The 21,541-nt window shown below is 68.9% G+C and carries 22 protein-coding genes; 9 read left to right on the forward strand and 13 right to left on the reverse strand.

Going from position 1 to position 21,541, the window contains the following annotated elements; genetic code table 11:
- The first annotated feature begins 45 nt into the window (after window positions 1-45).
- Window positions 46-459 carry a helix-turn-helix domain-containing protein gene (locus tag ACK4SE_RS04690; protein WP_409689273.1) on the forward strand — a complete coding sequence of 138 codons (414 nt, stop codon included), beginning with the start codon at window positions 46-48 and terminating at the stop codon, window positions 457-459.
- A 7-nt stretch (window positions 460-466) separates the two neighbouring features.
- On the opposite strand, the gene ACK4SE_RS04695 is transcribed toward ACK4SE_RS04690, so the two are convergent.
- On the reverse strand, window positions 467-964 hold the full coding sequence (locus ACK4SE_RS04695; RefSeq protein WP_409689275.1) for an S-type pyocin family protein: 498 nt from the start codon (window positions 962-964) through the stop codon (window positions 467-469).
- A gap of 121 nt (window positions 965-1,085) precedes the next feature.
- Between ACK4SE_RS04695 and coaBC the strand changes: the two genes are divergently transcribed.
- Together coaBC and dut are read left to right on the forward strand one after the other, a co-directional pair.
- Entirely contained in the window at window positions 1,086-2,300 is a 1,215-nt protein-coding gene (coaBC, locus tag ACK4SE_RS04700) for a bifunctional phosphopantothenoylcysteine decarboxylase/phosphopantothenate--cysteine ligase CoaBC (RefSeq protein ID WP_409689277.1), read from the forward strand.
- Between the two features lie 10 nt (window positions 2,301-2,310).
- Window positions 2,311-2,769: a dUTP diphosphatase gene (gene dut / locus ACK4SE_RS04705; RefSeq protein WP_409689279.1), complete on the forward strand. Its 459-nt coding sequence runs from the start codon at window positions 2,311-2,313 to the stop codon at window positions 2,767-2,769.
- 9 nt (window positions 2,770-2,778) lie between these two features.
- On the opposite strand, the gene ACK4SE_RS04710 is transcribed toward dut, so the two are convergent.
- The 5 genes from ACK4SE_RS04710 to dnaK form a co-directional block, all read right to left on the reverse strand.
- Window positions 2,779-3,504: a M48 family metallopeptidase gene (locus ACK4SE_RS04710; protein ID WP_409689281.1), complete on the reverse strand. Its 726-nt coding sequence runs from the start codon at window positions 3,502-3,504 to the stop codon at window positions 2,779-2,781.
- Window positions 3,458-4,750: a polyhydroxyalkanoate depolymerase gene (locus ACK4SE_RS04715; RefSeq protein ID WP_409689283.1), complete on the reverse strand. Its 1,293-nt coding sequence runs from the start codon at window positions 4,748-4,750 to the stop codon at window positions 3,458-3,460. Before ACK4SE_RS04715 ends, ACK4SE_RS04710 begins: the two co-directional genes overlap by 47 nt.
- Window positions 4,751-5,066: 316 nt before the next feature.
- The gene (gene dapB / locus ACK4SE_RS04720; protein ID WP_409689285.1) at window positions 5,067-5,816 is read right to left on the reverse strand and encodes a 4-hydroxy-tetrahydrodipicolinate reductase; all 750 of its coding nucleotides are present in this window, start codon (window positions 5,814-5,816) and stop codon (window positions 5,067-5,069) included.
- Window positions 5,813-7,003 (reverse strand): molecular chaperone DnaJ, encoded by a 1,191-nt coding sequence (dnaJ, locus tag ACK4SE_RS04725; RefSeq protein WP_409689287.1) that lies wholly within the window; start codon window positions 7,001-7,003, stop codon window positions 5,813-5,815. The genes dapB and dnaJ overlap by 4 nt, the downstream gene beginning before the upstream one ends.
- A gap of 194 nt (window positions 7,004-7,197) precedes the next feature.
- Entirely contained in the window at window positions 7,198-9,114 is a 1,917-nt protein-coding gene (gene dnaK / locus ACK4SE_RS04730; protein WP_409689288.1) for a molecular chaperone DnaK, read from the reverse strand.
- 235 nt (window positions 9,115-9,349) lie between these two features.
- Between dnaK and ACK4SE_RS04735 the strand changes: the two genes are divergently transcribed.
- Window positions 9,350-9,973, forward strand: coding sequence for an alpha-ketoglutarate-dependent dioxygenase AlkB (locus tag ACK4SE_RS04735; RefSeq protein WP_409689672.1), 624 nt, complete (start codon window positions 9,350-9,352; stop codon window positions 9,971-9,973).
- A 90-nt stretch (window positions 9,974-10,063) separates the two neighbouring features.
- Window positions 10,064-10,936, forward strand: coding sequence for a dienelactone hydrolase family protein (locus ACK4SE_RS04740; protein WP_409689290.1), 873 nt, complete (start codon window positions 10,064-10,066; stop codon window positions 10,934-10,936).
- 3 nt (window positions 10,937-10,939) lie between these two features.
- On the opposite strand, the gene grpE is transcribed toward ACK4SE_RS04740, so the two are convergent.
- Genes grpE through ACK4SE_RS04755 form a run of 3 tightly spaced genes read right to left on the reverse strand, consistent with a single transcriptional unit; the run spans window position 10,940 to window position 13,178 of the window.
- Entirely contained in the window at window positions 10,940-11,569 is a 630-nt protein-coding gene (gene grpE, locus ACK4SE_RS04745; protein WP_409689292.1) for a nucleotide exchange factor GrpE, read from the reverse strand.
- Window positions 11,566-12,651 carry a heat-inducible transcriptional repressor HrcA gene (gene hrcA, locus ACK4SE_RS04750; protein ID WP_409689294.1) on the reverse strand — a complete coding sequence of 362 codons (1,086 nt, stop codon included), beginning with the start codon at window positions 12,649-12,651 and terminating at the stop codon, window positions 11,566-11,568. The genes grpE and hrcA overlap by 4 nt, the downstream gene beginning before the upstream one ends.
- Window positions 12,648-13,178, reverse strand: coding sequence for a GNAT family N-acetyltransferase (locus ACK4SE_RS04755; RefSeq protein WP_409689296.1), 531 nt, complete (start codon window positions 13,176-13,178; stop codon window positions 12,648-12,650). The genes hrcA and ACK4SE_RS04755 overlap by 4 nt, the downstream gene beginning before the upstream one ends.
- A 76-nt stretch (window positions 13,179-13,254) precedes the next feature.
- Between ACK4SE_RS04755 and rph the strand changes: the two genes are divergently transcribed.
- Window positions 13,255-13,971, forward strand: coding sequence for a ribonuclease PH (rph, locus tag ACK4SE_RS04760; RefSeq protein ID WP_409689298.1), 717 nt, complete (start codon window positions 13,255-13,257; stop codon window positions 13,969-13,971).
- Between the two features lie 67 nt (window positions 13,972-14,038).
- On the opposite strand, the gene ACK4SE_RS04765 is transcribed toward rph, so the two are convergent.
- From ACK4SE_RS04765 to ACK4SE_RS04775, 3 genes are all read right to left on the reverse strand, one after another.
- Entirely contained in the window at window positions 14,039-14,524 is a 486-nt protein-coding gene (locus tag ACK4SE_RS04765) for an RNA pyrophosphohydrolase (protein ID WP_409689299.1), read from the reverse strand.
- Complete coding sequence (locus ACK4SE_RS04770) at window positions 14,524-15,729, reverse strand: divergent polysaccharide deacetylase family protein (RefSeq protein ID WP_409689300.1); 1,206 nt, start codon at window positions 15,727-15,729, stop codon at window positions 14,524-14,526. Before ACK4SE_RS04770 ends, ACK4SE_RS04765 begins: the two co-directional genes overlap by 1 nt.
- A gap of 103 nt (window positions 15,730-15,832) precedes the next feature.
- Window positions 15,833-16,732 carry a hydrogen peroxide-inducible genes activator gene (locus ACK4SE_RS04775; protein ID WP_409689302.1) on the reverse strand — a complete coding sequence of 300 codons (900 nt, stop codon included), beginning with the start codon at window positions 16,730-16,732 and terminating at the stop codon, window positions 15,833-15,835.
- A 211-nt stretch (window positions 16,733-16,943) separates the two neighbouring features.
- Between ACK4SE_RS04775 and ACK4SE_RS04780 the strand changes: the two genes are divergently transcribed.
- Together ACK4SE_RS04780 and ACK4SE_RS04785 are read left to right on the forward strand one after the other, a co-directional pair.
- Window positions 16,944-17,498, forward strand: a complete 555-nt coding sequence (locus ACK4SE_RS04780) for a peroxiredoxin (protein WP_409689304.1) — start codon at window positions 16,944-16,946, stop codon at window positions 17,496-17,498.
- A 230-nt stretch (window positions 17,499-17,728) separates the two neighbouring features.
- Window positions 17,729-18,259, forward strand: coding sequence for a carboxymuconolactone decarboxylase family protein (locus ACK4SE_RS04785; protein WP_409689306.1), 531 nt, complete (start codon window positions 17,729-17,731; stop codon window positions 18,257-18,259).
- 45 nt (window positions 18,260-18,304) lie between these two features.
- Here the strand turns inward: ACK4SE_RS04785 and ACK4SE_RS04790 are convergent, their stop codons facing one another.
- Window positions 18,305-19,156: a glutamate racemase gene (locus ACK4SE_RS04790; protein ID WP_409689308.1), complete on the reverse strand. Its 852-nt coding sequence runs from the start codon at window positions 19,154-19,156 to the stop codon at window positions 18,305-18,307.
- Window positions 19,157-19,329: 173 nt separating this feature from the next.
- Between ACK4SE_RS04790 and ACK4SE_RS04795 the strand changes: the two genes are divergently transcribed.
- The gene (locus tag ACK4SE_RS04795) at window positions 19,330-21,453 is read left to right on the forward strand and encodes a M3 family metallopeptidase (RefSeq protein WP_409689310.1); all 2,124 of its coding nucleotides are present in this window, start codon (window positions 19,330-19,332) and stop codon (window positions 21,451-21,453) included.
- Window positions 21,454-21,541 lie beyond the last annotated feature (88 nt).

Here is a 21,541-nt window from a genome sequence, read left to right on the forward strand (position 1 = left end):
TCATTCAGGCTAAATCCTGCTCAGAGTGCACGGAAGGCGCGTGACATGGCGCGAGGCAAAGGCGACGACGGGCCCCATCTGGTGGATCGCCACGTGGGGCGGCGGGTTGAGGCGCGGCGCAAGTCGCTGGGGTACAGCCAGAGCCAGCTGGGCGCGGCCCTCGGCCTGACGTTCCAGCAGATCCAGAAATATGAAAAGGGCGCCAACCGCATCTCGGCGTCCAAGCTCTGGGAGATCGCCCAGTTCTTCAAGGTGGAGATCGGCTACTTCTTCGACGGCCTGACCGCCGGTGAGACGGGTGTGGCCGAGAGCGACACGGTGTCGTTCGATCACGATTATCCCGTGACCCGCCAGAGCCAGGAGATTGCCCGGCTGGCGCCCCGGCTGAGCCTCAGCCAGCAGAAGGTCGCCCTCGCCCTGGTTCGCGAGCTCGCGGGCGAGCGCAAGGACGAGGACTGACCGGGTATCAGCCCGAGCTTGCCGCGCGCACCTTCTGCTGGTCCCAGTAGGCTGGGCCGTCGTCGGGCTTGAACATGGTGCGCGGCGTGCCGTCCGAGGTGGCCACCAGGAAGGTGTTGCTCGCCGCATGATAGTACAGGGTGTCGCCATTGCCGCGGCGCACGGTCTCGGTCCCGGCGGGCGGGGCGGTGATGAAGGCGTGGGCCTTGTTCACATAGTCCTCTGGCGATGCAGCGCTGAAGGCGGCGCCGTTACGCTCGAACAGCCGCTGGATGTTCTGGTCGGCGGTGTTGCGGCTGTTGGACGTCCAACGCGCGGGCCCTCTTGAACGGGCAGTCGCCCTCTCGGCGTCCACCGAGGCGGTGACGGGCTGCACCGCCGCCTCGGTCGACGCCTGATCCGACCGATCCCGCGTCTCGACCGCGCTGGGCCCGTTGTCGCACGCCGTCAGGGCCGTCACCGCAAGGGCGAGGCCGCCCGCCATCCACAGATTGCGCAAGGTCATGAAACCCTCCCTCAGAAAACCCGCAGAACAAGGTTAGCCATAAAGTTAATGTTCATGCAATGTTCTTTTAGGGCTCTGCAGGGGCCTCGACGCCGGGGACGGCGGCCGGTAAGGCGGAGGCATGATCCAGACAGCCCCGAAAATCCTGCTGATCGTCGGCGGCGGCATCGCCGCCTACAAGGCGCTGGAGCTGGTGCGCCTGATGAAGAAGGCGGGCATGGTCGTGCGCGCCGTGCTGACCGGGGCGGGCGCCGAGTTCGTCACGCCCCTGTCGCTGGCGTCCCTGACCGGTCACCCGGTGCATCAGGCCCTGTTCTCGCCCGAGGACGAGACGGCCATGGGCCATATCGAGCTGTCGCGCTGGGCGGACCTGATCGTGGTCGCGCCCGCCACCGCCGGGCTGATGGCCAAGGCGGCGAACGGGCTGGCCGATGATCTGGCCTCCACCACCCTGCTGGCCACCGACAAGCGGGTGCTGCTGGCCCCGGCCATGAATGTGCGCATGTGGGAGCATCCGGCGGTGAAGGCCAATCTGGCGCGCCTGACCGGCTTCGACGGCCTGCACGGCATGGCGGTTGTGGGCCCCGACGAGGGCGAGATGGCCTGCGGCGAGTACGGGCCGGGCCGCATGGCTGAGCCCGCCGCGATCCTCGAGGCGGTGCAGGGGCTGCTGGCGGGGGCCGCCGGACGCCCCCTGAAGGGCAAGCGGGCGCTGGTGACGGCGGGCCCGACCTTCGAGCCCATAGACCCGGTGCGCGGCCTGACCAATCGCTCGAGCGGCAAGCAGGGTTACGCCATCGCCGCGGCCCTGGCCGATCTGGGGGCCGAGGTGACGCTGGTGTCGGGCCCCACGGCCTTGAGCGCGCCGCCGGGGGTGACGCGGGTGGATGTGGAGACGGCGGCCGAGATGCACGCGGCCTCCATGGCGACCCTGCCCGTGGACGTGGCGGTCATGACCGCAGCGGTGGCCGACTGGCGCGTGGACGATGTGGCCACCGGCAAGATCAAGAAGGCCCCGGGCGGGCCGCCCATGCTGAGCCTGATCGAGAACCCCGACATTCTGGCGGCGGTCTCCAGCGCCAAGAGCAAGCGCCCCCGGCTGGTGGTCGGCTTCGCCGCCGAGACCAGCGATCTTGAGGCCCAGGCGAGGGCCAAGCTGTCGAAGAAGGGCTGCGACTGGATCGTGGGCAATGACGTGTCCGACGAGGTGTTCGGCTCGGACGGCAACGCCGTCACCCTGATCACCCGGGATGGCGCCGAAGCCTGGCCGCGCCAGTCCAAGGCCGCCGTGGCCCGCGCCCTGGCGGCCCGCATCGCCGAAACCCTGACAGACTGACGGACCCAGAATGACCGAGACCGTGACAGCCCGTATCCTGCGACTGCCCCACGCCGAGGATCTGCTTCTGCCCGCCTATGAGACCGACGGCTCGGCGGGCATGGACCTGCGGGCGGCGGTGCCCGAGGACCAGCCCATGACCTTGGCGCCAGGCGGGCGGGCGCTGGTCCCCACAGGGCTGAAGATCGCGCTGGAGCCGGGCTTCGAGGCCCAGGTGCGGCCCCGCTCGGGTCTGGCGCTGAAGCACGGCATCACCTGCCTGAACAGCCCCGGCACCATCGACAGCGACTATCGCGGCGAGGTGGGGGTGATCCTGGCCAATCTGGGATCCGAGCCGTTCGTGATCCGGCGCGGCGAGCGCATCGCCCAGATGGTCATCGCCCGTCACGAGCGGGTTCAGTGGTCTGAAGTGAAGAGCCTCGACGAGACCGCGCGCGGCGAGGGCGGCTTCGGCTCCACGGGGCAGTAAGCTCAGGGCTCAGCGCCCCGCCGCGTGCAGGGCCGGGCCGTGATCGCGCAGCCATTTGCGGAACGGGCGGTGATCGCCCACCAGGCCGTGGACTACGGACCAGTAGGCCGGGCTGTGGTCGGCGTGGACCAGATGGGCGACCTCGTGGGCGGCCAGATAGTCCAGCACGGCCGGCGGGGCCATGACCACGCGCCATGAGTAGCGGATCGAGCGGTTGTGCGGGCTGCAGGAGCCCCAGCGCGAGGCCGGGTCGCCGATGCTGACGCGTACGGGCTTGAGGCCCAGACGCTCCAGATGGACCTGGGTGCGGGCGGTCAGAGCCGCCTTGGCTTCGGCGCGCAGCAGGCGCTCGATGCGGCGGTGGAAGGCGTCGTCCTCGCCGCCGGAAATGATGGCCGGGCCGCCGGGATGGTCAGGGACCAGCCGTGCGGCGGCGGCGTTGCCCGACGCGATCAGACGGACCGGGCGGCCGCCGAACAGGATCTCGGCGCCGGGGGCGAAGGGGGCGCTGTCCGGGCGTTTCGCGAGGTGTTCGGCGATCCAGTCGCGGCGGCTGAGGGCGAAATCGATGGCCTGGGGCATAGCCCGCTCGCTGGGGGCGGTGACCACCGCCTCGCCGGCGCGAGCGTCGATGCGGACGCTGACCCGCCGCGCCCGCCGGTTGACCGACAGGCGCAGCGGCAGGCCGTCAATCTCCAGCTTTTCGCCGTGCCGTGGGCGCGGTTTTGCGAACAACGCGGTCCTCATTGGCGGCGATGAAGTCGCGGGCGCGGGTGTAGATCTCGTCCCGGAACCGGCGGCCGTTGAAGACCCCGTAGTGCCCCACCTGCGGCTGGACGTAAAGCAGGCGCTGGTCGTCGGGGATGTTGGGGCACAGGCCGTGGGCGGCCTGGGTCTGGCCGACCCCCGAGATGTCGTCGTTCTCGCCCTCCACCGTCATCAGGCCGATGTCGGTGATGGCCTCGGGCCGCACCAGCCGGTCGCCGTGCTTGAGCAGGCCGCGCGGCAGCAGGTGGCTCTGGAACACGATGTCGATGGTCTGGAGGTAGAACTCCTCGCTCAGGTCCAGCACCGACAGGTACTCGTCGTAGAACTCCTGGTGCTTCTGGATGCTGTCGCCGTCGCCGTCGACCAGATGCTCGAAATAGCGGCGATGGGCGTCCATGTGCCGTTCCTCGTTCATGGACATGAAGGAGTAGAGCTGCACGAAGCCCGGATAGACCCGCCGCCCGACGCCCGGATAGGGCAGGGGCGTGGTGTGGATCATGTTGGAGCGGAACCAGGCGAAGGGCTTTTCCTCGGCCAGCTGGTTGGTGACCGTGGGCGACAGGCGCGCATCGATGGGCGAACCCATGTGGATCATGGAAGCCGGGCGGGCCGGATCCTCGTCCTCGGCCATCAGGGCGGCGGCGGCCAGAACCGGCGGGCCGGGCTGGCACACGGCCACCACGTGGGCGCGCGGGCCGATCTGGCCCAGCATGGCGCGCACGTGATCCATGTAGTCGAAGAAGTCGAAGCGACCCTCCAGCATCGGCACCTGACGGGCGTTGGTCCAGTCGGTGACGTGGACGTCGAAATCCTGCAGGAAGGTCTCCACCGTGCCGCGCAGCAGGGTGGCGTAGTGGCCCGACAGGGGCGCCACGATCATAACGGCCGGCGCCTTGATGGCCTTGCCGGCGCGCTTGAGGTCGCTCTCGTTGCGGGTGAAGCGGATCAGCCGGCACCAGGGCGAGGACCAGACCACCTCCTGCACCGTGCGGACGGGGTGGCCGTCCACATTGACCACGTCCAGGTTCCAGTCCGGCTTGCCGTAGCGCCGCGTCACGCTCTCGAACAGCTCGGCCGAGGCGTAGGCGGTGCGGCCCATGGCCGTCTGGGCGGCCGGATTGAAGGGCGAGGACCAGAACTCCCGCATCATCTGGGCCCCGAGACGCATGGGGGCGGCGGACTGATAGGCGAGTTCGTGAAGCGTATAGAGCATGGACTCGAACAGTTGGCGGCCGGTACGGGCCAGACGGGGCAGCGGAGCATTAAACGCGCTGCACTGCAAAAAGATTATCAGCGATCAGGAATCGTGGCGCGCCCGACTGGCCGGCTCGACAAGTCGGATCCCGATTTCAGACCCTGGATCGAAAAAACACTGTCCGAATTGTCCGAATTGTCGAAATCGGGCCCCGTTGGGGGGCGAGGTCCATCATAGATTCCCGGGAAGACGGGGGGTGGAAAAAGGGGTGTAGCGCGACATTTCCATTGTGAAAACAAGGGAGCGGCGTCAGCAATTGGGAGGTGTAAAGGCTCTAGGCCTGCCGGAATCCCAGCACGTCCTGCATGTCATAGAGGCCGGGGGCGCGGGCCTGGACCCAGACGGCGGCGGCCACGGCCCCTTTGGCGAACAGGGACCGGTCGATGGCCGAGTGGCTCAGGGTCAGGATCTCGTCGTCCGAGGCGAACAGCACGGTGTGGTCGCCCACGATGCCGCCGGCGCGCAGGGCCGCGAAACCGATGGCGCCGGGCGGGCGCTCGCCGGTGATGCCTTCGCGAGCCGGTATGCGCAGGTCGGCCAGATCGGCGTGGCGGCCCTGGGCGGCGGCCTCGCCCAACATCAGGGCGGTGCCCGAGGGGGCGTCCACCTTCTTGCGGTGGTGACTTTCCAACACCTCGATGTCCCAGTCGGCGGCGTCCAGTCGGGCGGCGGCGCGCTCCACCAGCCCCACCAGAATGTTGACCCCCAGCGAGAAATTGCCGCTGCGCACGATGGCGACCGTTTCGGCGGCCTTTGTGATCTCGGCTTCCTGGTCGTCGGTCAGCCCCGTGGAGCCGATCACCAGCGCCGGGCCGCCGCGTTCGGCCACATGGCGGGCCAGCTCGACAGAGGCTTCAGGGGTTGAGAAGTCGATGACCACGTCGCACAGGGCCAGGTCCGGGGTCTCGCCCCGGTCGAAGCGGGCGGCCACCACCAGATCCTCGCGCGCGTCCAGCACCTGGCCCACGGCGCGGCCCATGCGGCCCCGGGCGCCCGAGACGCCCACGTGGATCACGCCGCTCAAGCCGCGCTTTCCTTCCTGGGCGCGTCATCGCTGCCGGTGATCTCGCTCCAGAAGCGCTTGGCCTTGGAGGCGAAGCCGGAGTTGCGGGGGTTCTGGGCCTCGCCGCAGCACTCGGCCAGCTCCCTGAGCAGGTCCTTCTGGCGGGCGTTGAGGTTCTGGGGCGTCTCCACGAACAGCTCCACCACCAGGTCGCCGCGGCCGCGGCCGTCCAGCCGGGGCATGCCCTTGCCCTTGATGCGCACGGTCTTGCCGGTCTCGGCGCCCTCGGGGACCTTGACGGAGGCCCGGCACTGGCCGTCGCAGGCCTCCGACACCAGACAGGGCGCCTCGATCTCGCCGCCCAGGGCCGCCACGGTCATGGGCACGGGCACGGTGACCAGCAGGTCCAGATTGTCCCGCTCGAACAGTTCGTGGGGCTTAACCGACAGGAACACATAGAGATCGCCGCGCGGGCCGCCGCCCATGCCCACGTCGCCCTCGCCGGCCAGACGGATGCGCGAGCCGTCGTCCACGCCCGCCGGGATCTTCAGCGACAGGGTGCGGTTCTTGCGCACCTGGCCGTGGCCGTGACAGGAGCCGCAGCGGTCCTTGATGACCTTGCCCTGGCCGCCGCAGTGCGGGCAGGTGCGCTCCACCGCGAAGAAGCCGTTGGCCTGACGCACCCGGCCCTGTCCGGCGCAGGTGGCGCAGGTGGTGGGCGACGAGCCGGCCTTGGCGCCCGAGCCGTTGCAGGTCTCGCAGGTCGCCGTGGTGGGGACGGTGATTTCCGACTCCACGCCCCGGTAGGCCTGCTCGAGGGTGATCTCCAGATCGTGGCGCAGGTCCGAGCCCCGGCGCGGTCCGCCGCGCTGGGAGCGGGCCCCGCCGAACACGTCGCCGAACGCCTCGCCAAACACTTCGGAGAAAATGTCGTTGATGTCGTGGAAGCCCTGGCCACCGCCGCGTCCGAAGCCGCCCGCGCCGCCGTTGACCCCGGCATGGCCGAAGCGGTCATAGGCCGCGCGCTTCTGGTCGTCCGACAGGACCCCGTAGGCCTCGCTGATTTCCTTGAATTTGGTCGAGGAGTCCTCGCACCCGCCGTTGCGGTCCGGGTGATGCTCCATGGCCAGCTTGCGATAGGCAGCCTTGAGGCCGGCCGCGTCGATGGTGCGTTCGACGCCCAGGATTTCGTAGTAGTCACGCGCCATAAGGCGTACCCGATTCCTTGTTTCGCCCCGTCGCGCCGAAGGACTTCGGCGCCGTCGTCATGCCTCAGATGGTGTCCGCCCCGACGGATGCAATGTCCGCATGAGGGTGAGGGGTATAGCCATCCGCGATCAGAAAAAAGCCCCGCTCGCCTCTGTGGGGAGACAAGCGGGGCCGTGGTCGGTCAGACCGCCGCTCAGGCGCTCTTCTTGTCGTCGGAGTCCGAGACTTCCTCGAACTCGGCGTCCACCACGCCGTCGTCGGCGGGTTGCTCGGCCTGGGCGCCGTCAGCGCCGTCGCCGGAGCCCTGCTGGGCGGCGTACATGGCCTCGCCCAGCTTCATGGACGCCTGAACCAGGGTCTGGGTTTTCGTCTTGATGTCTTCGGCGTTGTCGCCCTCGCGGGCGGCCTTGAGGTCGGCCAGCGCCGTCTCGATGGCGGTCTTGTCGTCGCCGGAGACCTTGTCGCCGTGTTCGGACATAGCCTTCTCGGTCGAGTGGATCAGGCTGTCGGCGCCGTTCTGGGCCTCGACCAGCTCCTTGCGGGTCTTGTCGGCAGCGGCGTTGGCTTCCGCTTCCTTGACCATCTTCTCGATGTCGTCGTCCGACAGGCCGCCGTTGGCCTGGATGCGGATCGACTGTTCCTTGTTGGTGGCCTTGTCCTTGGCCCCGACGTTGACGATGCCGTTGGCGTCGATGTCGAAGGTCACCTCGATCTGGGGCATGCCGCGCGGTGCGGGGGGAATGCCCATCAGGTCGAACTGGCCCAGCATCTTGTTGTCCGCCGCCATGGGGCGCTCGCCCTGGAACACGCGGATGGTCACGGCCGACTGGTTGTCGTCGGCGGTGGAGAACACCTGGCTCTTCTTGGTGGGGATCGTCGTGTTGCGTTCGATCAGGGGGGTGAACACGCCGCCCAGGGTCTCGATGCCCAGCGTCAGGGGGGTCACGTCCAGCAGCAGCACGTCCTTGACGTCGCCTTGCAGCACGCCGGCCTGAACGGCGGCGCCGAGGGCCACCACTTCATCCGGGTTGACGCCCTTGTGCGGCTCCCTGCCGAAGAAGGCCTTCACGGCCTCCTGCACCTTGGGCATGCGGGTCATGCCGCCGACCAGGATCACCTCGTCGATGTCCGAGGCCTTGAGGCCCGCGTCCTTGAGGGCCTTCTGGCACGGCTCGATGCTGCGCTGGATCAGGTCGTCCACCAGAGCTTCGAGCTTGGCGCGCGACAGCTTGATGTTCAGGTGCAGCGGGCCCGAGGCGTTCATGGTGATGAAGGGCAGGTTGACCTCGTACTGGGTGACCGAGGACAGCTCCTTCTTGGCCTTCTCGGCCTCTTCCTTGAGGCGTTGCAGGGCCAGCTTGTCGGAGCGCAGGTCGACGCCCTGCTCCTTCTTGAACTCGTCGGCCAGGTAATCGACCAGACGCAGGTCGAAGTCCTCGCCGCCGAGGAAGGTGTCGCCGTTGGTGGCCTTCACCTCGAACACGCCGTCGCCGATCTCGAGGATCGAGACGTCGAAGGTGCCGCCGCCCAGGTCATAGACGGCGATCTTCTGGCCGTCGTTCTTGTCCAGGCCATAGGCCAGGGCGGCCGCGGTGGGCTCGTTGATGATGCGCAGGACCTCGAGGCCGGCGATCTTGCCGGCGTCCTTGGTGGCCTGACGCTGGGCGTCATTGAAATAGGCCGGGACGGTGATGACCGCCTTCTCGACCTTCTCGCCCAGATAGGCCTCGGCGGCCTCCTTCATCTTCTGAAGGGTGAAGGCGGAGACCTGCTGGGGGGAATAGTCCTTGCCGTGGGCGCGCACCCAGGCATCGCCGTTCGGTCCCTTGACGATCTCGTAGGGGACCATCTTCTTGTCCTTCGCCACGACGGGGTCGTCATAGCCGCGGCCGATCAGGCGCTTGATGGCGAAGAAGGTATTCTCGGGGTTGGTGACCGCCTGGCGCTTGGCCGGCTGGCCGACCAGGGACTGGCCGTCATCCTGGATCGCCACCACCGACGGGGTGGTGCGGTTGCCCTCGGCGTTCTCGATGACCTTGGGGTTCTTGCCGTCCATGACCGCGACACACGAGTTGGTGGTGCCGAGGTCGATGCCGATGATCTTGCTCATGGGCGTTGTATTTCACTCCGTATCGGCGGGCGATGCGGCGGCCTTCGGATCAAGCGCCGCGCGTGACCGCCCCCTGTGGGTTGGTAGGCTTGCCGGGCGAACCGGCGGTGGGGCTCCTTAAGCGAACAATTCCCTCAAAGGAATAGGGTCTTGTCCACGTTCCGGTCGGATATGGGAAAGCCGGCAAGGGGTGCAAGGGCTTGGCGCGAGATCAGGCGCGTCCGATATGGGGTGGATGACCTCGCCCGCCGACATGATGCTGGATGACTCGCTGGACGGTTTTCGCCTCTGGCCCGGGCGACTGGACCCGACCGGGCAGGCGCAGCTGCGGGATCAGGTGCTGACCGCGCTGGAGGCCGCGCCGCTGTATCGGCCAGTGACGCCGGGCGGGCGGCCGTTTTCGGTGCGGATGAGCAACCTGGGGCCGCTGGGGTGGGTGTCTGACCGGGCGGGCTATCGCTATCAGGCGGTTCATCCAGAGACGGGCCAGCCCTGGCCGCCCATGCCGGAATCCCTGCTGACACTGTGGGACGACCTGACGGGGTGGCCGGAGCCGCCGGACGCCTGTCTGGTCAATCTTTATGACGCCGACGCCCGCATGGGGCTGCATCAGGACAAGGATGAGAAGGACCTGAACGCGCCGGTGTTGTCGATCTCGCTGGGCGATACGGCGCTGTTCCGGGTCGGCGGGGCGGGGGGCGGACGGACGCGCTCGGTGCGGCTGGCCTCGGGCGACGTGTGCATGCTGTCGGGACAGGCGAGGCTGGCGCGGCACGGGATCGACCGGATTCTGGGCGGATCGTCCAGTCTCCTGCCGGGGGGCGGGCGGATGAACCTGACCCTGCGACGGGCCGCCTGACCGGCCGCCATTGACCGGGTCGTGACTGGACCGCGTTGCCGGGGCGGCGCACAGTCGCGCTTTCCCGAGCTGGCCCTGCGGAGACCCGTCATGAGCGTGAACCTGATCCGCCCCGAAGGCCCCCGCCCGGACGACTTCAAGCTCAGCCGGCGCCTGCTGGGCGGGCTGCTGTTCGCCGGTTATGCCACGGCCGCCGTGTCGCAATCGGCCGAGCCGGTGGTGACGGATGAGGTGGGGCTGGTGACCGAGACCGTGAGCCTGCCCGCGCCGGACGGGTTCGACCTGCCCGCCTATGTGGCCCGGCCCGGTGGAGAGGGGCCGTTTCCCGTCGTGGTGGTGGCCTCGGAGATCTTCGGGGTCCACGCCTACATTCAGGATGTGTGCCGTCGGCTGGCAAAGGAAGGCTATGCGGCCATCGCCCCGGCCTTTTTCGTGCGGGTCGAGGACCCGGCGCCCCTGTCGGACATGACGCGGATTCAGGAAATTGTCGGCGCCGCCGGCTACGACCAGGTCATGGGCGACGTCTCGGCCACGCTGGAGTGGCTGGACGGCCAGATCTGGGCCGACAGCGAGCGGGCCGGGATCACCGGCTTCTGCTGGGGCGGCAAGGTGGTCTGGCAGGCCGTGGCCCGCTTCGCCGCGTTCAAGGCGGGCGTGGCCTGGTACGGGCGGCTGGCTCCGGCCGAGGGCGCCACCCAGGGCGCGCCCTGGCCCGTGGACCTTGCGGCCGACCTCAAGGCGCCGGTGCTGGGTCTGTACGGCGAGGACGACCGGGGCATTCCCCTGTCGTCGGTTCAGGCCATGCGCGACGCCCTCGTCAGCGCGGGGCAGGCCCGCAGCGAGATCGTGGTCTATCCGGGCGCCGGACACGCCTTCCACGCCGACTACCGCCCCAGCTATCAGGCCGCAGCGGCGACGGACGGCTGGTCACGCCTGCTGGCGCACTTCCAGACCCACCTCTAGAAGTCAGACCTTCGCATCAACGCGGGCGCCCGGTTCCTGCGAGCCGCCGCCCGATCCGCGCGCGGCCACCACCACCATGGCGGGGCGCACGACCCGGCCGAACAGGGCGTAACCCGCCTGCATGGTCTGGATCACCTGGCCGGCGGCCACGGTGTCGGAGGGCTGCTCCATCATGGCCTGGTGCAGGTTGGGGTCGAACGCCTCGCCGGCCTCGGGGGCCACGCGGGTCAGGCCGTTGCCCTCGAAGGCGGACAGCAGCGACTTCTCGGTCATCTCCAGCCCGGTGACGAGGCCGCCCACCGCCGCGTCGGCGTTCTCCCTGGGCGCCGCCTGCAGGGCCCGGGACAGATTGTCGGCCACGCCCAGCAAATCGCGGGCGAAGCGGGTGATGGCGTAGGCGCGCGCATCATTCATCTCGCGCTCGGCGCGACGCTTGACGTTGTCGGCCTCGGCCACGGCGCGCAGGGCGCGATCCTTCCACTCGTCGCGCTCGGCGATGAGGGCGTCGATGGGCCCCAGATCGTCTTCCTGTTCAAACGCGTGGGTGGGATCGGCGTCCAGCCCCGCCTCGGCGTTGAGGTCGGCGTCGTCGCGCGCTTCGGCGTCGTTTCGGTCGTTATAGGTGTCGCTCACGTTTCCTGTCCGTCCAGCATGCGGCCCAGCACCCGGGCGGTATAGTCCACCAACGGAATGACACGGGCGTAGTTCAGTCTTGCGGGTCCGATCACGCCGATGGCGCCCAGAACCCGCTGTCGGCCCGACATATAGGGCGCCGCGATCACGGCGGAACCCGAAAGTGAAAACAGTCGGGTTTCGGCGCCGATGAAGATGCGCACCCCCTGGGCGTTCGTGACCCCGTCCAGCAGGCCGATCAGTTGCTCCTTCTGCTCCAGATCGTCGAACAGGACGCGCACCCGCTCCAGATCCTCCAAGGCCTCCCGGTCCTGCAACAGGTTGGCGCGGCCGCGTACGATCAGGGCGCGCTCCCGGTCCGGTCCGCCGGACCAGGCGGCCATGCCGTCCTCCACCAGCCGGGCGGCGGCGTCGTTGAGATCGCGGCGCGCGGCCTGAAGCTCGGCGCTCATTTCGCTGCGCGCCTCCTGCAAGGGCCGTCCCTTGAGCCGGGCGTTGAGGAAGTTGGAGGCCTCCTGAAGGGTCGAGGCGGTGACCCCGGCGGCCAGCGGCATCAGGCGGTTCTCCACCGTGCCGTCCTCGGCCACCAGAACCGCCAGGGCCTGATCGTCGCCCAGGGCCACGAACTCCACGTGCCGCACGCCGGTCTCGCGCACGGGGCTGGCCACCACGCCGGCGCCGCCCGCCAGACCCGACAGCAGGGACGAGGCCGCGTCCAGCGCCTCCTCGAAGCCGCCGCGGCCCGCCGCGCCCTTGTGGACGGCCAGACGGGCGTCGATCTCGCGCCGCTCGTCCTGGCTGACGTCGCCGATCTCCAGCAGGCCGTCCACGAACAGGCGCAGGCCCGCATGGGTGGGGGCCCGCCCCGCCGAGGTGTGGGGCGCGTGCAGCAGGCCGGCCAGGGTCAGGTCCTGCATGGTGTTGCGGATGGAGGCCGGCGACAGGGACACGCCGCTCAGGGACAGGGTGCGCGAACCCACCGGCTCGCCCGTCTCCAGGTAGCTCTCGACGATGCGGCGGAAGATGTCGCGCGCCCGGTCGTCCAGCATGGTCAGGGGCGCGGAGGGGGCGAACAGGCTCATGACCGGGCCTCCCAGTGCGCCCGCTCGAGGCGGTGAACCAGACAGTCGTCGGGGCCGAACAGGCGTCGCTCGACCGGGCGGAAGCCGAGCCGCTGATAGAACCGGTGGGCATCGGGGTTGGAGGAGAGGGGATCGATGACGATGGCCGTGACCTCAGGCGCCGCGAAACAGGCGTCAATGGCCTGGGTCATCATGGCCGTGCCGATGCCCCGGCCCAGGGCGTCGGCGGGGCCAAGCCAGATGTCCAGCGCCCGCAGGTTCGGCTCGATCTCGCCCCAGTAGTGCGTCGGCTCCAGATGCGGGTCGATCACCTGCATGGAGCCCACCGGGCGGCCGTTCTCCTCGCCGATCAGGAAGAAGCTGACCGGCGACTGGTCGCTGATCTCCTGTTCCCAGTCCGCGTCGATGAAGGCTTCCTCGGCGGTCGGGTCGTCGGTGACCGCCTTGATCACGTGCGGCTCCGCGTCCCAGGCGTGCAGAAGCGCCGCGTCGGCGGGTACGGCCCGGCGCAGGCGGACGGATTTCATGGCTTCCGGGCGGGACAGGCTCACCCTTTCAGGATAAGCGTCCGGGCGACCACTTCCAATACGATAAGCGAGACCCATGCGCCCGTCTGACCGCACGCCCGAACAACTCCGCCCCGTCACTCTCGAGATCGGGGTCAATCGCTACGCCGAGGGCTCGTGCCTGGTCAGCTTCGGCCATACGAAGGTTCTGGTGACCGCGTCGGTGGAGGAAAGCCTGCCGCCGTGGCTGCGGGGCAAGGGCCAGGGCTGGGTCACGGCGGAATACGGCATGCTGCCCCGCGCCACCCACACCCGGGGCCGGCGCGAGGCGGCGGCGGGCAAGCAGTCGGGCCGGACGCAGGAGATCCAGCGCCTGATCGGCCGCTCCCTGCGCGCGGTGGTGGACATGAAGGCGCTGGGCGAGCGGCAGGTGCTGATCGACTGCGACGTGATCCAGGCCGACGGCGGCACCCGCACCGCGGCCATCACCGGCGCCTGGGTCGCCATGGCTTCGGCCCTCAACTATCTGAAGGATGAGGGCGTGCTGAAGGCCGACCCCATTCTGGATCAGGTGGCGGCGGTGTCCTGCGGCGTGTTCAAGGATACGCCGGTGCTGGACCTTGATTACGAAGAGGATTCCAACGCCGAGGCGGATTCCAACTTCGTCCTGACCGGATCGGGCGACATCGTCGAGATTCAGGCCACCGGCGAAAAGCGCGGCTTCAGCCGGGCCGAGTTCGACCGCCTGTTCGCGCTGGCCGAAAGCGGCTGCGCCGAGCTGTTCGCCCTGCAGAGGGCCGCGCTGGGCAGGTAGAGCCTGATCGGTGGAGGAGGCGTCGCGTCGCGATTCCTCCACCGTGAATCTGGCTCTGGGATCAGGCTCAGGCGGCGAAGCGGGCGAAGGCGGCGACCACCTGTTCATAGGCCGGGCGCTTGAACGGCACGATCAGGCCGCAGACCTCGTCCAGCCGGCCCCAGCGCCAGGTCTCGAACTCGACGGGCGGATGGGCCTCGAGGTCGATTTCGGCCTCGTCGCCGGTGAAGCGCAGGGCGAACCACTTCTGCTTCTGGCCTTTCCAGCCGCGCGTGATTTTCGCGCCGGAGGCCTCGGGCGGGAAGTCGTAGGTGATCCAGCCCTCGGTGGCGGCCAGAAGGTCGGCGGAACGGACCCCGGTCTCCTCCAGCAGTTCGCGGCGGGCGGCGGCTTCCCAGTCGCCCCGCTCGACCTCGTCGGCGTCGACGCCGCCCTGCGGGAACTGCCAGCAGTACGGCTCGGGCGTCTTTGCGCGGCGGCCCAGCCAGACGCGGCCGTCCGGATGAAACAGCACCACCCCGACATTGGGCCGGTAGAGCGACAGGTCGGCCACTAGCGGCCGGGCCGCCGGGTCATGGCCGAGGCGGGGGCCAGTTGCAGCCCGCGATCCGACAGGCCGTCGGCCCAGCGGGCGGCCGCCTCCACCGTCACCGGATAGGAGAAGCCGGCCCCCAGGGCGTCGCCGTTTTCGCGGGCAGCCGCCTCCAGCGCGTTGAGCTGAGCCACGATGGCGGCGGGGCTCTGCACCTCGTCGATGATGCGGTCGGCGCTGGCGCGGGCGTAGGCGCCGGGGCGACGACGGGCCGAGCCATCGTCCACGAAGGCCAGACCGCGGCTGCGCATCACCCCCAGGAAGGCGGTCATGGCGCCGTCCGAGGCGACGAAGCGCTCGCCCAGATAGTTGGTGACCCCGAAGTAACCGCTGGCGCGGCCCAGCAACCAGTCCAGCCTTTGCCGGATGTCGTCGGGCCCGGCGTTGGACAGCAGGGTGTAGGGGCCGGGATCGTTGTCGGGATAGCCCTGGGGCTCCATGGGGATCTCGATCAGCACCTCGTGGCCATGGGCGCGGGCCAGGTCGATCCAGCCCTGAAGGCCCTCGGCGTAGGGCACGAAGGACAGGGTCACCTCGGCAGGCAGGCGCTCGATGGCGGCGCGGGTGGTGACGGCGTTCAGGCCCAGACCGCCCACGATCAGGGCCACGCGGGGGCGGCCGTTGGGGCGGAACGGACGGGCGTAGGCCTGGGCCGGGGTGCGACCGTCGGCGTTGATCATCGGCAGGGCGCCGTTCGGTCCCGGCTGGGACAGTCCGGCGATCGGCGCGGCGGGCAGGGGGTCGGCGGGCGGGCGGCGCGGCGCGGTGATGGCGGCGCCCCCGGCGGCGGTCGCCCCGTCCGGCAGGGTGATGAGCGCCTCGCCGGTGATCGGCCCGCCCTGGTCATCCAGCTCGAAACCGGGCGCGGTCAGATCCTGGTACAGGCCGAGAGTATCGAGGGTGAAAGCCTCCATACCCGTGGGCGGCGCGGCGGCGACGGTTTCCGGACGGTCGAGGGATGCCCGCGCCGAGGGCGTGCCTGCGGTCGGATCGCCCAGAACGGCAATGAACAGGGCGCCGGCGCCCACCATCAGGATCAGTGCTGCGACCACGGCCACGACAGGGCGGCGCAGAAAAGTCAGCACAGCGGACCGGCTCAGGGCCGGGCGGCGGCGCGGGGCCGTGCCGGCTGTGGCGGCCAGGGCGGACTGACGTTTGGCGAACATGCGCGGGCCTGCGGACTCGGCTGGGCGAACTCTGGAGCCCCATGGTCGCAGAACCCCGGTTAAGAAAGCCTAACGGACCGTTCACCATGACGCGCGGTCGGGCTCACTCCAGGGTCAGGGCCTCGGCCAGCAGGCGGGCCTCGGCCGCACGGCTGGAGCCGGAGCGCCACGCCACCACGATCTCGCGGCGGGGCGCGGGTCCGTCGCCGGGGCCCGACATGGGTCGGGTGACCACGCCCGACCCCTCGGTCAGGCCCGCGCGCACCGCCATGCCGGGCAGGAAGCTGACGCCCAGACCGGCGTCGATCATCTGCACCAGGGTGTGCAGCGAACTGGCGGCGAAGACGTCGGCGCCGCGGGGGGCGTCGATGTCGAAGGCGGCCAGGGCCTGATCCCGCAGGCAGTGGCCGTCTTCCAGCAGGATCAGGTCGGACTGTCTGAGGTCGCTGGCCTGAAGGGTCTCGGCGCTGGCGACCGGGTGGCCGGCGGGCGCGGCGGCTAGAATCTCGTCAAAGCCGATGCGTGCATGGTCGATGCCCCCCGCCTCATAGGGCAGGGCGATCACGGCGGCGTCCAGCTGGCCGGCCTTCAGCTGGGCCACCAGGCGCGGGGTCAGGTCCTCGCGCAGGAACAGGCGCAGGGCCGGGTGTCTGGCCTTGAGCCGGGGAAGGGTGGCGGGCAGCAGGAACGGGGCGATGGTGGGTATGACGCCAAGGCGGAAGCGGCCGGACAGGGGCTTGCCGGCGTTGCGGGCGGCCTCCACCAGATCCTCCGTGCGGGCCAGCACATCCTCGGCTCGCTTGACCGCTTCAGCCCCAACGGCGGTCAGCTGGACCGCGCCGCGCGTGCGCTCCACGACGGGGGAGCCCAGCACCTTCTCCAGTTCCTGCACCCCGGCGGACAGGGCGGGCTGGCTGACATGCGCCGCCTCGGCCGCGCGGCTGAACGAGCCGTGCTCGGCGAGCAGTTTCAGATACTGGAGCTGGCGCAGGGTGGGGAGCATGATGGCGGCATAGGCTCTTTCTATGCAAAGATCAAAACCCATCGTGCTGATTTATGGGAGGGCGAGATTCGCCCTATTCTGTACATAAGCAAAACCTATGGTCATGCGGCGTCGTGACAGTTTGACTTTGTGCGCCGCAAGGTCCATTTCGCAGTTGCGGTCGTCACCTCCCCCCGACGATCAATCGAAACAAAAGCAACGGAGAAACCTGATGCTCGGCGTCGGTGCAAAACTGCCTGAATTCAAGCTTGTCGGCGTAAAGCCCGGCTTCAACAACCACGAAGAAAACGGCGTCTCGGCCTTCGAGCCGATCAACCAGGACAGCTTCGAGGGCAAGTGGAAGGTGATCTTCTTCTATCCCAAGGACTTCACCTTCGTGTGCCCGACCGAGATCGCGGAATTCGCCAGGCTGGCCCGCGACTTCGAAGACCGTGACACGGTGGTCCTGGGCGGCTCGACCGACAACGAGTTCGTCAAGCTGGCCTGGCGTCGCGACCACGCCGACCTGGACAAGCTGCCGATCTGGTCGTTCGCGGACAACGGCGGCAAGTTCGCCCGCGACCTGGGCGTGCTGAACGAAGAAGAAGGCGTCGCCCTGCGCGCCACCTTCGTGGTGGACCCGCACAACGTGGTCCAGCACGTCTATGTCACCAACCTGAACGTGGGCCGTGCCCCGGCCGACACCCTGCGCGTGGTGGACGCCCTGCAGACCGACGAGCTGTGCGCCTGCAACCGCCCGGTGGGCGGCGAAACCCTCGCCGCGTAGAAGACGGCGAACCGAGCTGAGGAAGGCGGCGGCGTGTGTGTCGCCGCCTTTTTCGCGGCTTTTTGTTCTAGGGCGCTATCGCTCGACGCGCGGCATCTCGCTGCTTGAGCGCATTCGCGTCTCGCGGCTCAAGTAGCGAGGGACCGCGTCCCGAGCGTTAGCCGCACAAACAATGGGGCTCAAGCAGCGAGCGGCCGCGCCGCGAGCGTTAGCCCCCAACGGAGAATTTCATGTCCATCGACGCCCTGCGCGACCTAATGCCGTCCTACGCCAAGGACATCTCGCTGAACCTCAGCTCCCTGGCCAACGAGACCCTGCTGAACGACCAGCAGAAGTGGGGCACGTTCCTGGCCTGCGCCCATGCCGTGGGTTCGGCGCCGGTGATCCGGGCGACCGAGGCGCTGGTCGCCGACAAGCTGAGCCCCGAGGCCGCCGACGCGGCCCGCGCCGCCGCCGCCATCATGGGCATGAACAACATCTATTACCGCGCGCTGCATCTGATGAAGAACAGCGAGTACCAGACCCTGCCGGCGCGCCTGCGCATGAACATCATCGCCAATCCGGGCGTGGAGAAGCTGGACTTCGAGCTGTGGTCGGCGGCGGTGTCGGCCATCAACGGCTGCGGCGCCTGTCTGGACGCCCACGAGGGCGAGCTGAAGAAGCACGGCGTGGCCAACACCCAGGTCCAGGCCGCCCTGCGCATCGCCTCGGTGATCAACGCAGCGTCGCGGGTCGCGTCCGCCGAAGCCGCGCGCGCCTGATCTGGTCCCCGGCCGGGGCGGGTCGCCCGTTTCCGCCGCTGGCCGTCAAGCCGCGTCGAAGGTCAGGGGCGCGCCCCAGAACTGGCTGACGAGGGCGGACTGGGGACCGGGCGTGCCGGTGGTCAGGAAGGTGCGGCGGCCCGACACGCCGATGTCATAGTCGGGGTGGCGGGCGAAATAGCGCTCCAGCGAGTCGGCTACGGCGGTGGGCTGGTGGATCAGTTCCACCCCCTCGGGCAGGGCGGCCTTGAAGACCTCCGCCACAATCTCATAGTGGGTGCAGCCGAGCACCGCCTTGTCGGGATGGCGGCCAACGCGGCGGCGCAGGGCGTCCACGTGGTCGCGAACGACCACCTCCAGCTCCTCGGCCGGGGCGCCCAGTTCGATCAGGCCGGCCAGCCCGGGGCACGGCTCCGTGAAGACCGCGATGTCCTCGCGGCGCTTGTCGATCTCGATCTCGTAGACCCGGCTCATGGCTGTGGCGGCGGTGCAGAACACCCCGGTGACGGCGATGGCCTCGATTTTCTCCTCGCGAGGCTCGGCCTCGAAGCTCCAGGGCAGGCCGGTGGCCGCCTCGATGGTGGGAACGATGATCCCCAGCACATTGACCGGGCGGCCCAGCCGCTCCCGCTCCTGCGGGATCCAGGTCTGCTGAAGGCGGCGCAGGGCGATGGCCGAGGCGGTGTTGCAGGCCAGGATGACCACGGAGGCTCCCGCATCGAACAGGCGACGGCACCCCTCGCGGGTCAGGTCGACGATCTCCTCGCCACCGCGTCCGCCGTACGGGGCGTGGGCCTGATCGGCCAGATAGATGAAGTCGGCGCTCGCGAAGCGGTTCACCAGTTCGCGGTGAACGGTCAGCCCGCCCACGCCGGAATCGAAAACACCAATGGCCATGGCGGGGCTTTAGCCGGATTTCCCCAAACCGAACAGGCTTGCGGCAGGGACGGGCGCGCTTCATTACATGGCGTTCAGGTGACGGTCAGGCGCAGGGTGATACTGTGCCGGTCACGGAAGGCTGCGGAAGGCGCACATTTCTGCGCTGACGGCCGGAAATAACGGGAGTTCTCATGAACAGACGGCAGATGATCCTCACCAGCGCGGGCGTGCTCGCGGTCACGGCTTGCGCCACCGCGCCCGCCGCCTATGGGCCGACCGAGACGGTGATGACGGGCAATCCGCTGGCTGACCCGTGGGCCGGGCCGTACCAGGGCGTGCCGCCGTGGGATCAGGTCACGCCGGATCTGCTGCGCGACGCCCTGAACAAGGGTATCGAGCAGATGCGCGCCGACGTGGCTGCGGTGGTGAACAACCCCGAGCCCGCCACCTTCGAGAACACCATCCTGCCCATGGAGCGCGGCGGCCAGCACATCCAGCGCGCCGGTTCGATCTTCGGCGTGATGATCGGCAACATCGGCTCGGCCGACTATCAGGCCCTGAACCGCGAGATGTCGCCGGTCCTGTCTGCGGCCAGCGACGAGATCACCTTCAACGAGGTGCTGTTCCAGCGCATCCGCACCGTGCATGAGAACGCCGAAGCCGCTGGTCTGACGGCCGAGCAACGCCGTCTGGTCGAGCGGGAGTACGAGGGTCTTGTGCGCAACGGGGCCGCCCTGGACGCCGCGGGCAAGGCCGAGCTGGGCCGCATCAACCAGGCCCTGTCCACCGCCTTCACCGACTTCCAGCAGAAGGTGGTGGCCGACGAGCAGCTGTTCACCCACATCGCCGCCGAAGCCGGCGTGGCGGGGCTGCCGGACTCCAACAAGTCGGCCGCAGCCGATGCGGCGAGCAGCCGCGACCTGTCCGGCTATGTGATCGTCAACACCCGCTCGGCCGTCGATCCGTTCCTGACCTTCGCCGACGACCGCGGCCTGCGCGAGCAGATCTGGCGCAAGTTCGTGGACCGGGGCGACAACGGCGACGCCAACGACACCAATGCGACCATCGCCCAGATCCTGGGCCTGCGCGCCGAGCGCGCCCGCCTGCTGGGCTTCGAGACCCACGCCCACTGGCGCATGCAGGACACCATGGCCCGGACGCCCGAGGCGGCCATGGAGCTGATGATGCGGGTCTGGCCGCCCGCCGTCGCCCGCGTCAGCGAGGAAGTGGCCGAGATGACCCGCATGGCGGGTCACGAGATCGAGCCCTGGGACTACCTCTATTACCTCGAGAAGGTCCGCAAGGAACGCTACGACCTGGATCAGAACGACCTGAAGCCGTACTTCGAACTGAACGCCATGAAGCGCGGCATGTTCTACATGGCCGAGCGCCTGTACGGCATGGTCTTCACCGCCCTGCCCGCCGGGACGGTGCCGGTGTTCCATCCCGACGTGGAAGTGTTCGAGGTCACCGACAAGGACACGGGTCGCCACATCGGCCTGTTCTATTCGGACGACTTCGCCCGGTCGGGCAAGCGTTCCGGCGCCTGGATGACCACCTATCGCAGCCACTCGACCATCGACGGCGAGCGCAATGTGCTGGCGTCCAACAACAACAACTTCATCAAGGCGCCGGCGGGCGAGCCGCTGCTGATCTCGCTGGACGACACCGAGACGCTGTTCCACGAGTTCGGCCACGGCATCCACTATCTGCTGTCCACGGTGAACTATCCCAGCCTGGGCGGCACGCCGCGCGACTTCGTGGAGTATCCGTCGCAGGTGCACGAGAAGTGGGTGCTGACGCGCCCGATCCTGGACCAGTTCGCCCGCCATTATGAAACCGGCCAGGCCATGCCGCAGGACCTGCTGGACAAGATCGAGGAGTCCTCGACCTTCGCCCAGGGCTATCACACGGTCAGCTATCTCTCGTCGGCGCTTGTGGATATGGACCTGCACAACCGGTCCACGGCGGTCACCGACCCGGACGCCTTCGAGCGCGAGGCGCTGGCCCGCATCGGCATGCCGCGCCAGATCGTGATGCGGCACCGCCTGCCCCAGTTCAATCACCTGTTCACGTCCGACGCCTATTCGGCCGGGTACTACTCGTACCTGTGGTCCGAGGTGATGGACGCCGACACCTGGGCGGCGTTCGAGGAGACGGGCGACCCGTTCGACCCGGAAACCGCGCGGCGTTTCAAGGAAATCATCCTGGCGCCGGGCAACACCACGGACCGGGGCGAGGCCTATCGCCAGTTCCGCGGCCGCGATCCGGACGTGACGGCGCTGCTGCGTACGCGGGGCTTCCCCACGAACTAGGCGGCCCGCAGTCGCGAAGAACAGGCCCGTCGGAGCGATCCGGCGGGCCTTTTTTCTTCGTGTACGCCCTTCTGTCGGGCGCCAGACA

The sequence above is a fragment of the Brevundimonas sp. genome (assembly GCF_046293315.1).
In the GTDB taxonomy this organism is placed as follows: domain Bacteria; phylum Pseudomonadota; class Alphaproteobacteria; order Caulobacterales; family Caulobacteraceae; genus Brevundimonas.

Coding starts and splice junctions, on each gene's coding strand:
- ACK4SE_RS04690 (WP_409689273.1), top strand. CDS start 46: ATGGCGCGAGGCAAAGGCGACGACGGGCCCCATCTGGTGGATCGCCAC.
- ACK4SE_RS04695 (WP_409689275.1), bottom strand. CDS start 964: ATGACCTTGCGCAATCTGTGGATGGCGGGCGGCCTCGCCCTTGCGGTG.
- coaBC (WP_409689277.1), top strand. CDS start 1,086: ATGATCCAGACAGCCCCGAAAATCCTGCTGATCGTCGGCGGCGGCATC.
- dut (WP_409689279.1), top strand. CDS start 2,311: ATGACCGAGACCGTGACAGCCCGTATCCTGCGACTGCCCCACGCCGAG.
- ACK4SE_RS04715 (WP_409689283.1), bottom strand. CDS start 4,750: ATGCTCTATACGCTTCACGAACTCGCCTATCAGTCCGCCGCCCCCATG.
- dnaJ (WP_409689287.1), bottom strand. CDS start 7,003: ATGGCGCGTGACTACTACGAAATCCTGGGCGTCGAACGCACCATCGAC.
- dnaK (WP_409689288.1), bottom strand. CDS start 9,114: ATGAGCAAGATCATCGGCATCGACCTCGGCACCACCAACTCGTGTGTC.
- ACK4SE_RS04735 (WP_409689672.1), top strand. CDS start 9,350: ATGACCTCGCCCGCCGACATGATGCTGGATGACTCGCTGGACGGTTTT.
- ACK4SE_RS04740 (WP_409689290.1), top strand. CDS start 10,064: ATGAGCGTGAACCTGATCCGCCCCGAAGGCCCCCGCCCGGACGACTTC.
- hrcA (WP_409689294.1), bottom strand. CDS start 12,651: ATGAGCCTGTTCGCCCCCTCCGCGCCCCTGACCATGCTGGACGACCGG.
- ACK4SE_RS04755 (WP_409689296.1), bottom strand. CDS start 13,178: ATGAAATCCGTCCGCCTGCGCCGGGCCGTACCCGCCGACGCGGCGCTT.
- rph (WP_409689298.1), top strand. CDS start 13,255: ATGCGCCCGTCTGACCGCACGCCCGAACAACTCCGCCCCGTCACTCTC.
- ACK4SE_RS04770 (WP_409689300.1), bottom strand. CDS start 15,729: ATGTTCGCCAAACGTCAGTCCGCCCTGGCCGCCACAGCCGGCACGGCC.
- ACK4SE_RS04775 (WP_409689302.1), bottom strand. CDS start 16,732: ATGCTCCCCACCCTGCGCCAGCTCCAGTATCTGAAACTGCTCGCCGAG.
- ACK4SE_RS04780 (WP_409689304.1), top strand. CDS start 16,944: ATGCTCGGCGTCGGTGCAAAACTGCCTGAATTCAAGCTTGTCGGCGTA.
- ACK4SE_RS04785 (WP_409689306.1), top strand. CDS start 17,729: ATGTCCATCGACGCCCTGCGCGACCTAATGCCGTCCTACGCCAAGGAC.
- ACK4SE_RS04790 (WP_409689308.1), bottom strand. CDS start 19,156: ATGGCCATTGGTGTTTTCGATTCCGGCGTGGGCGGGCTGACCGTTCAC.
- ACK4SE_RS04795 (WP_409689310.1), top strand. CDS start 19,330: ATGAACAGACGGCAGATGATCCTCACCAGCGCGGGCGTGCTCGCGGTC.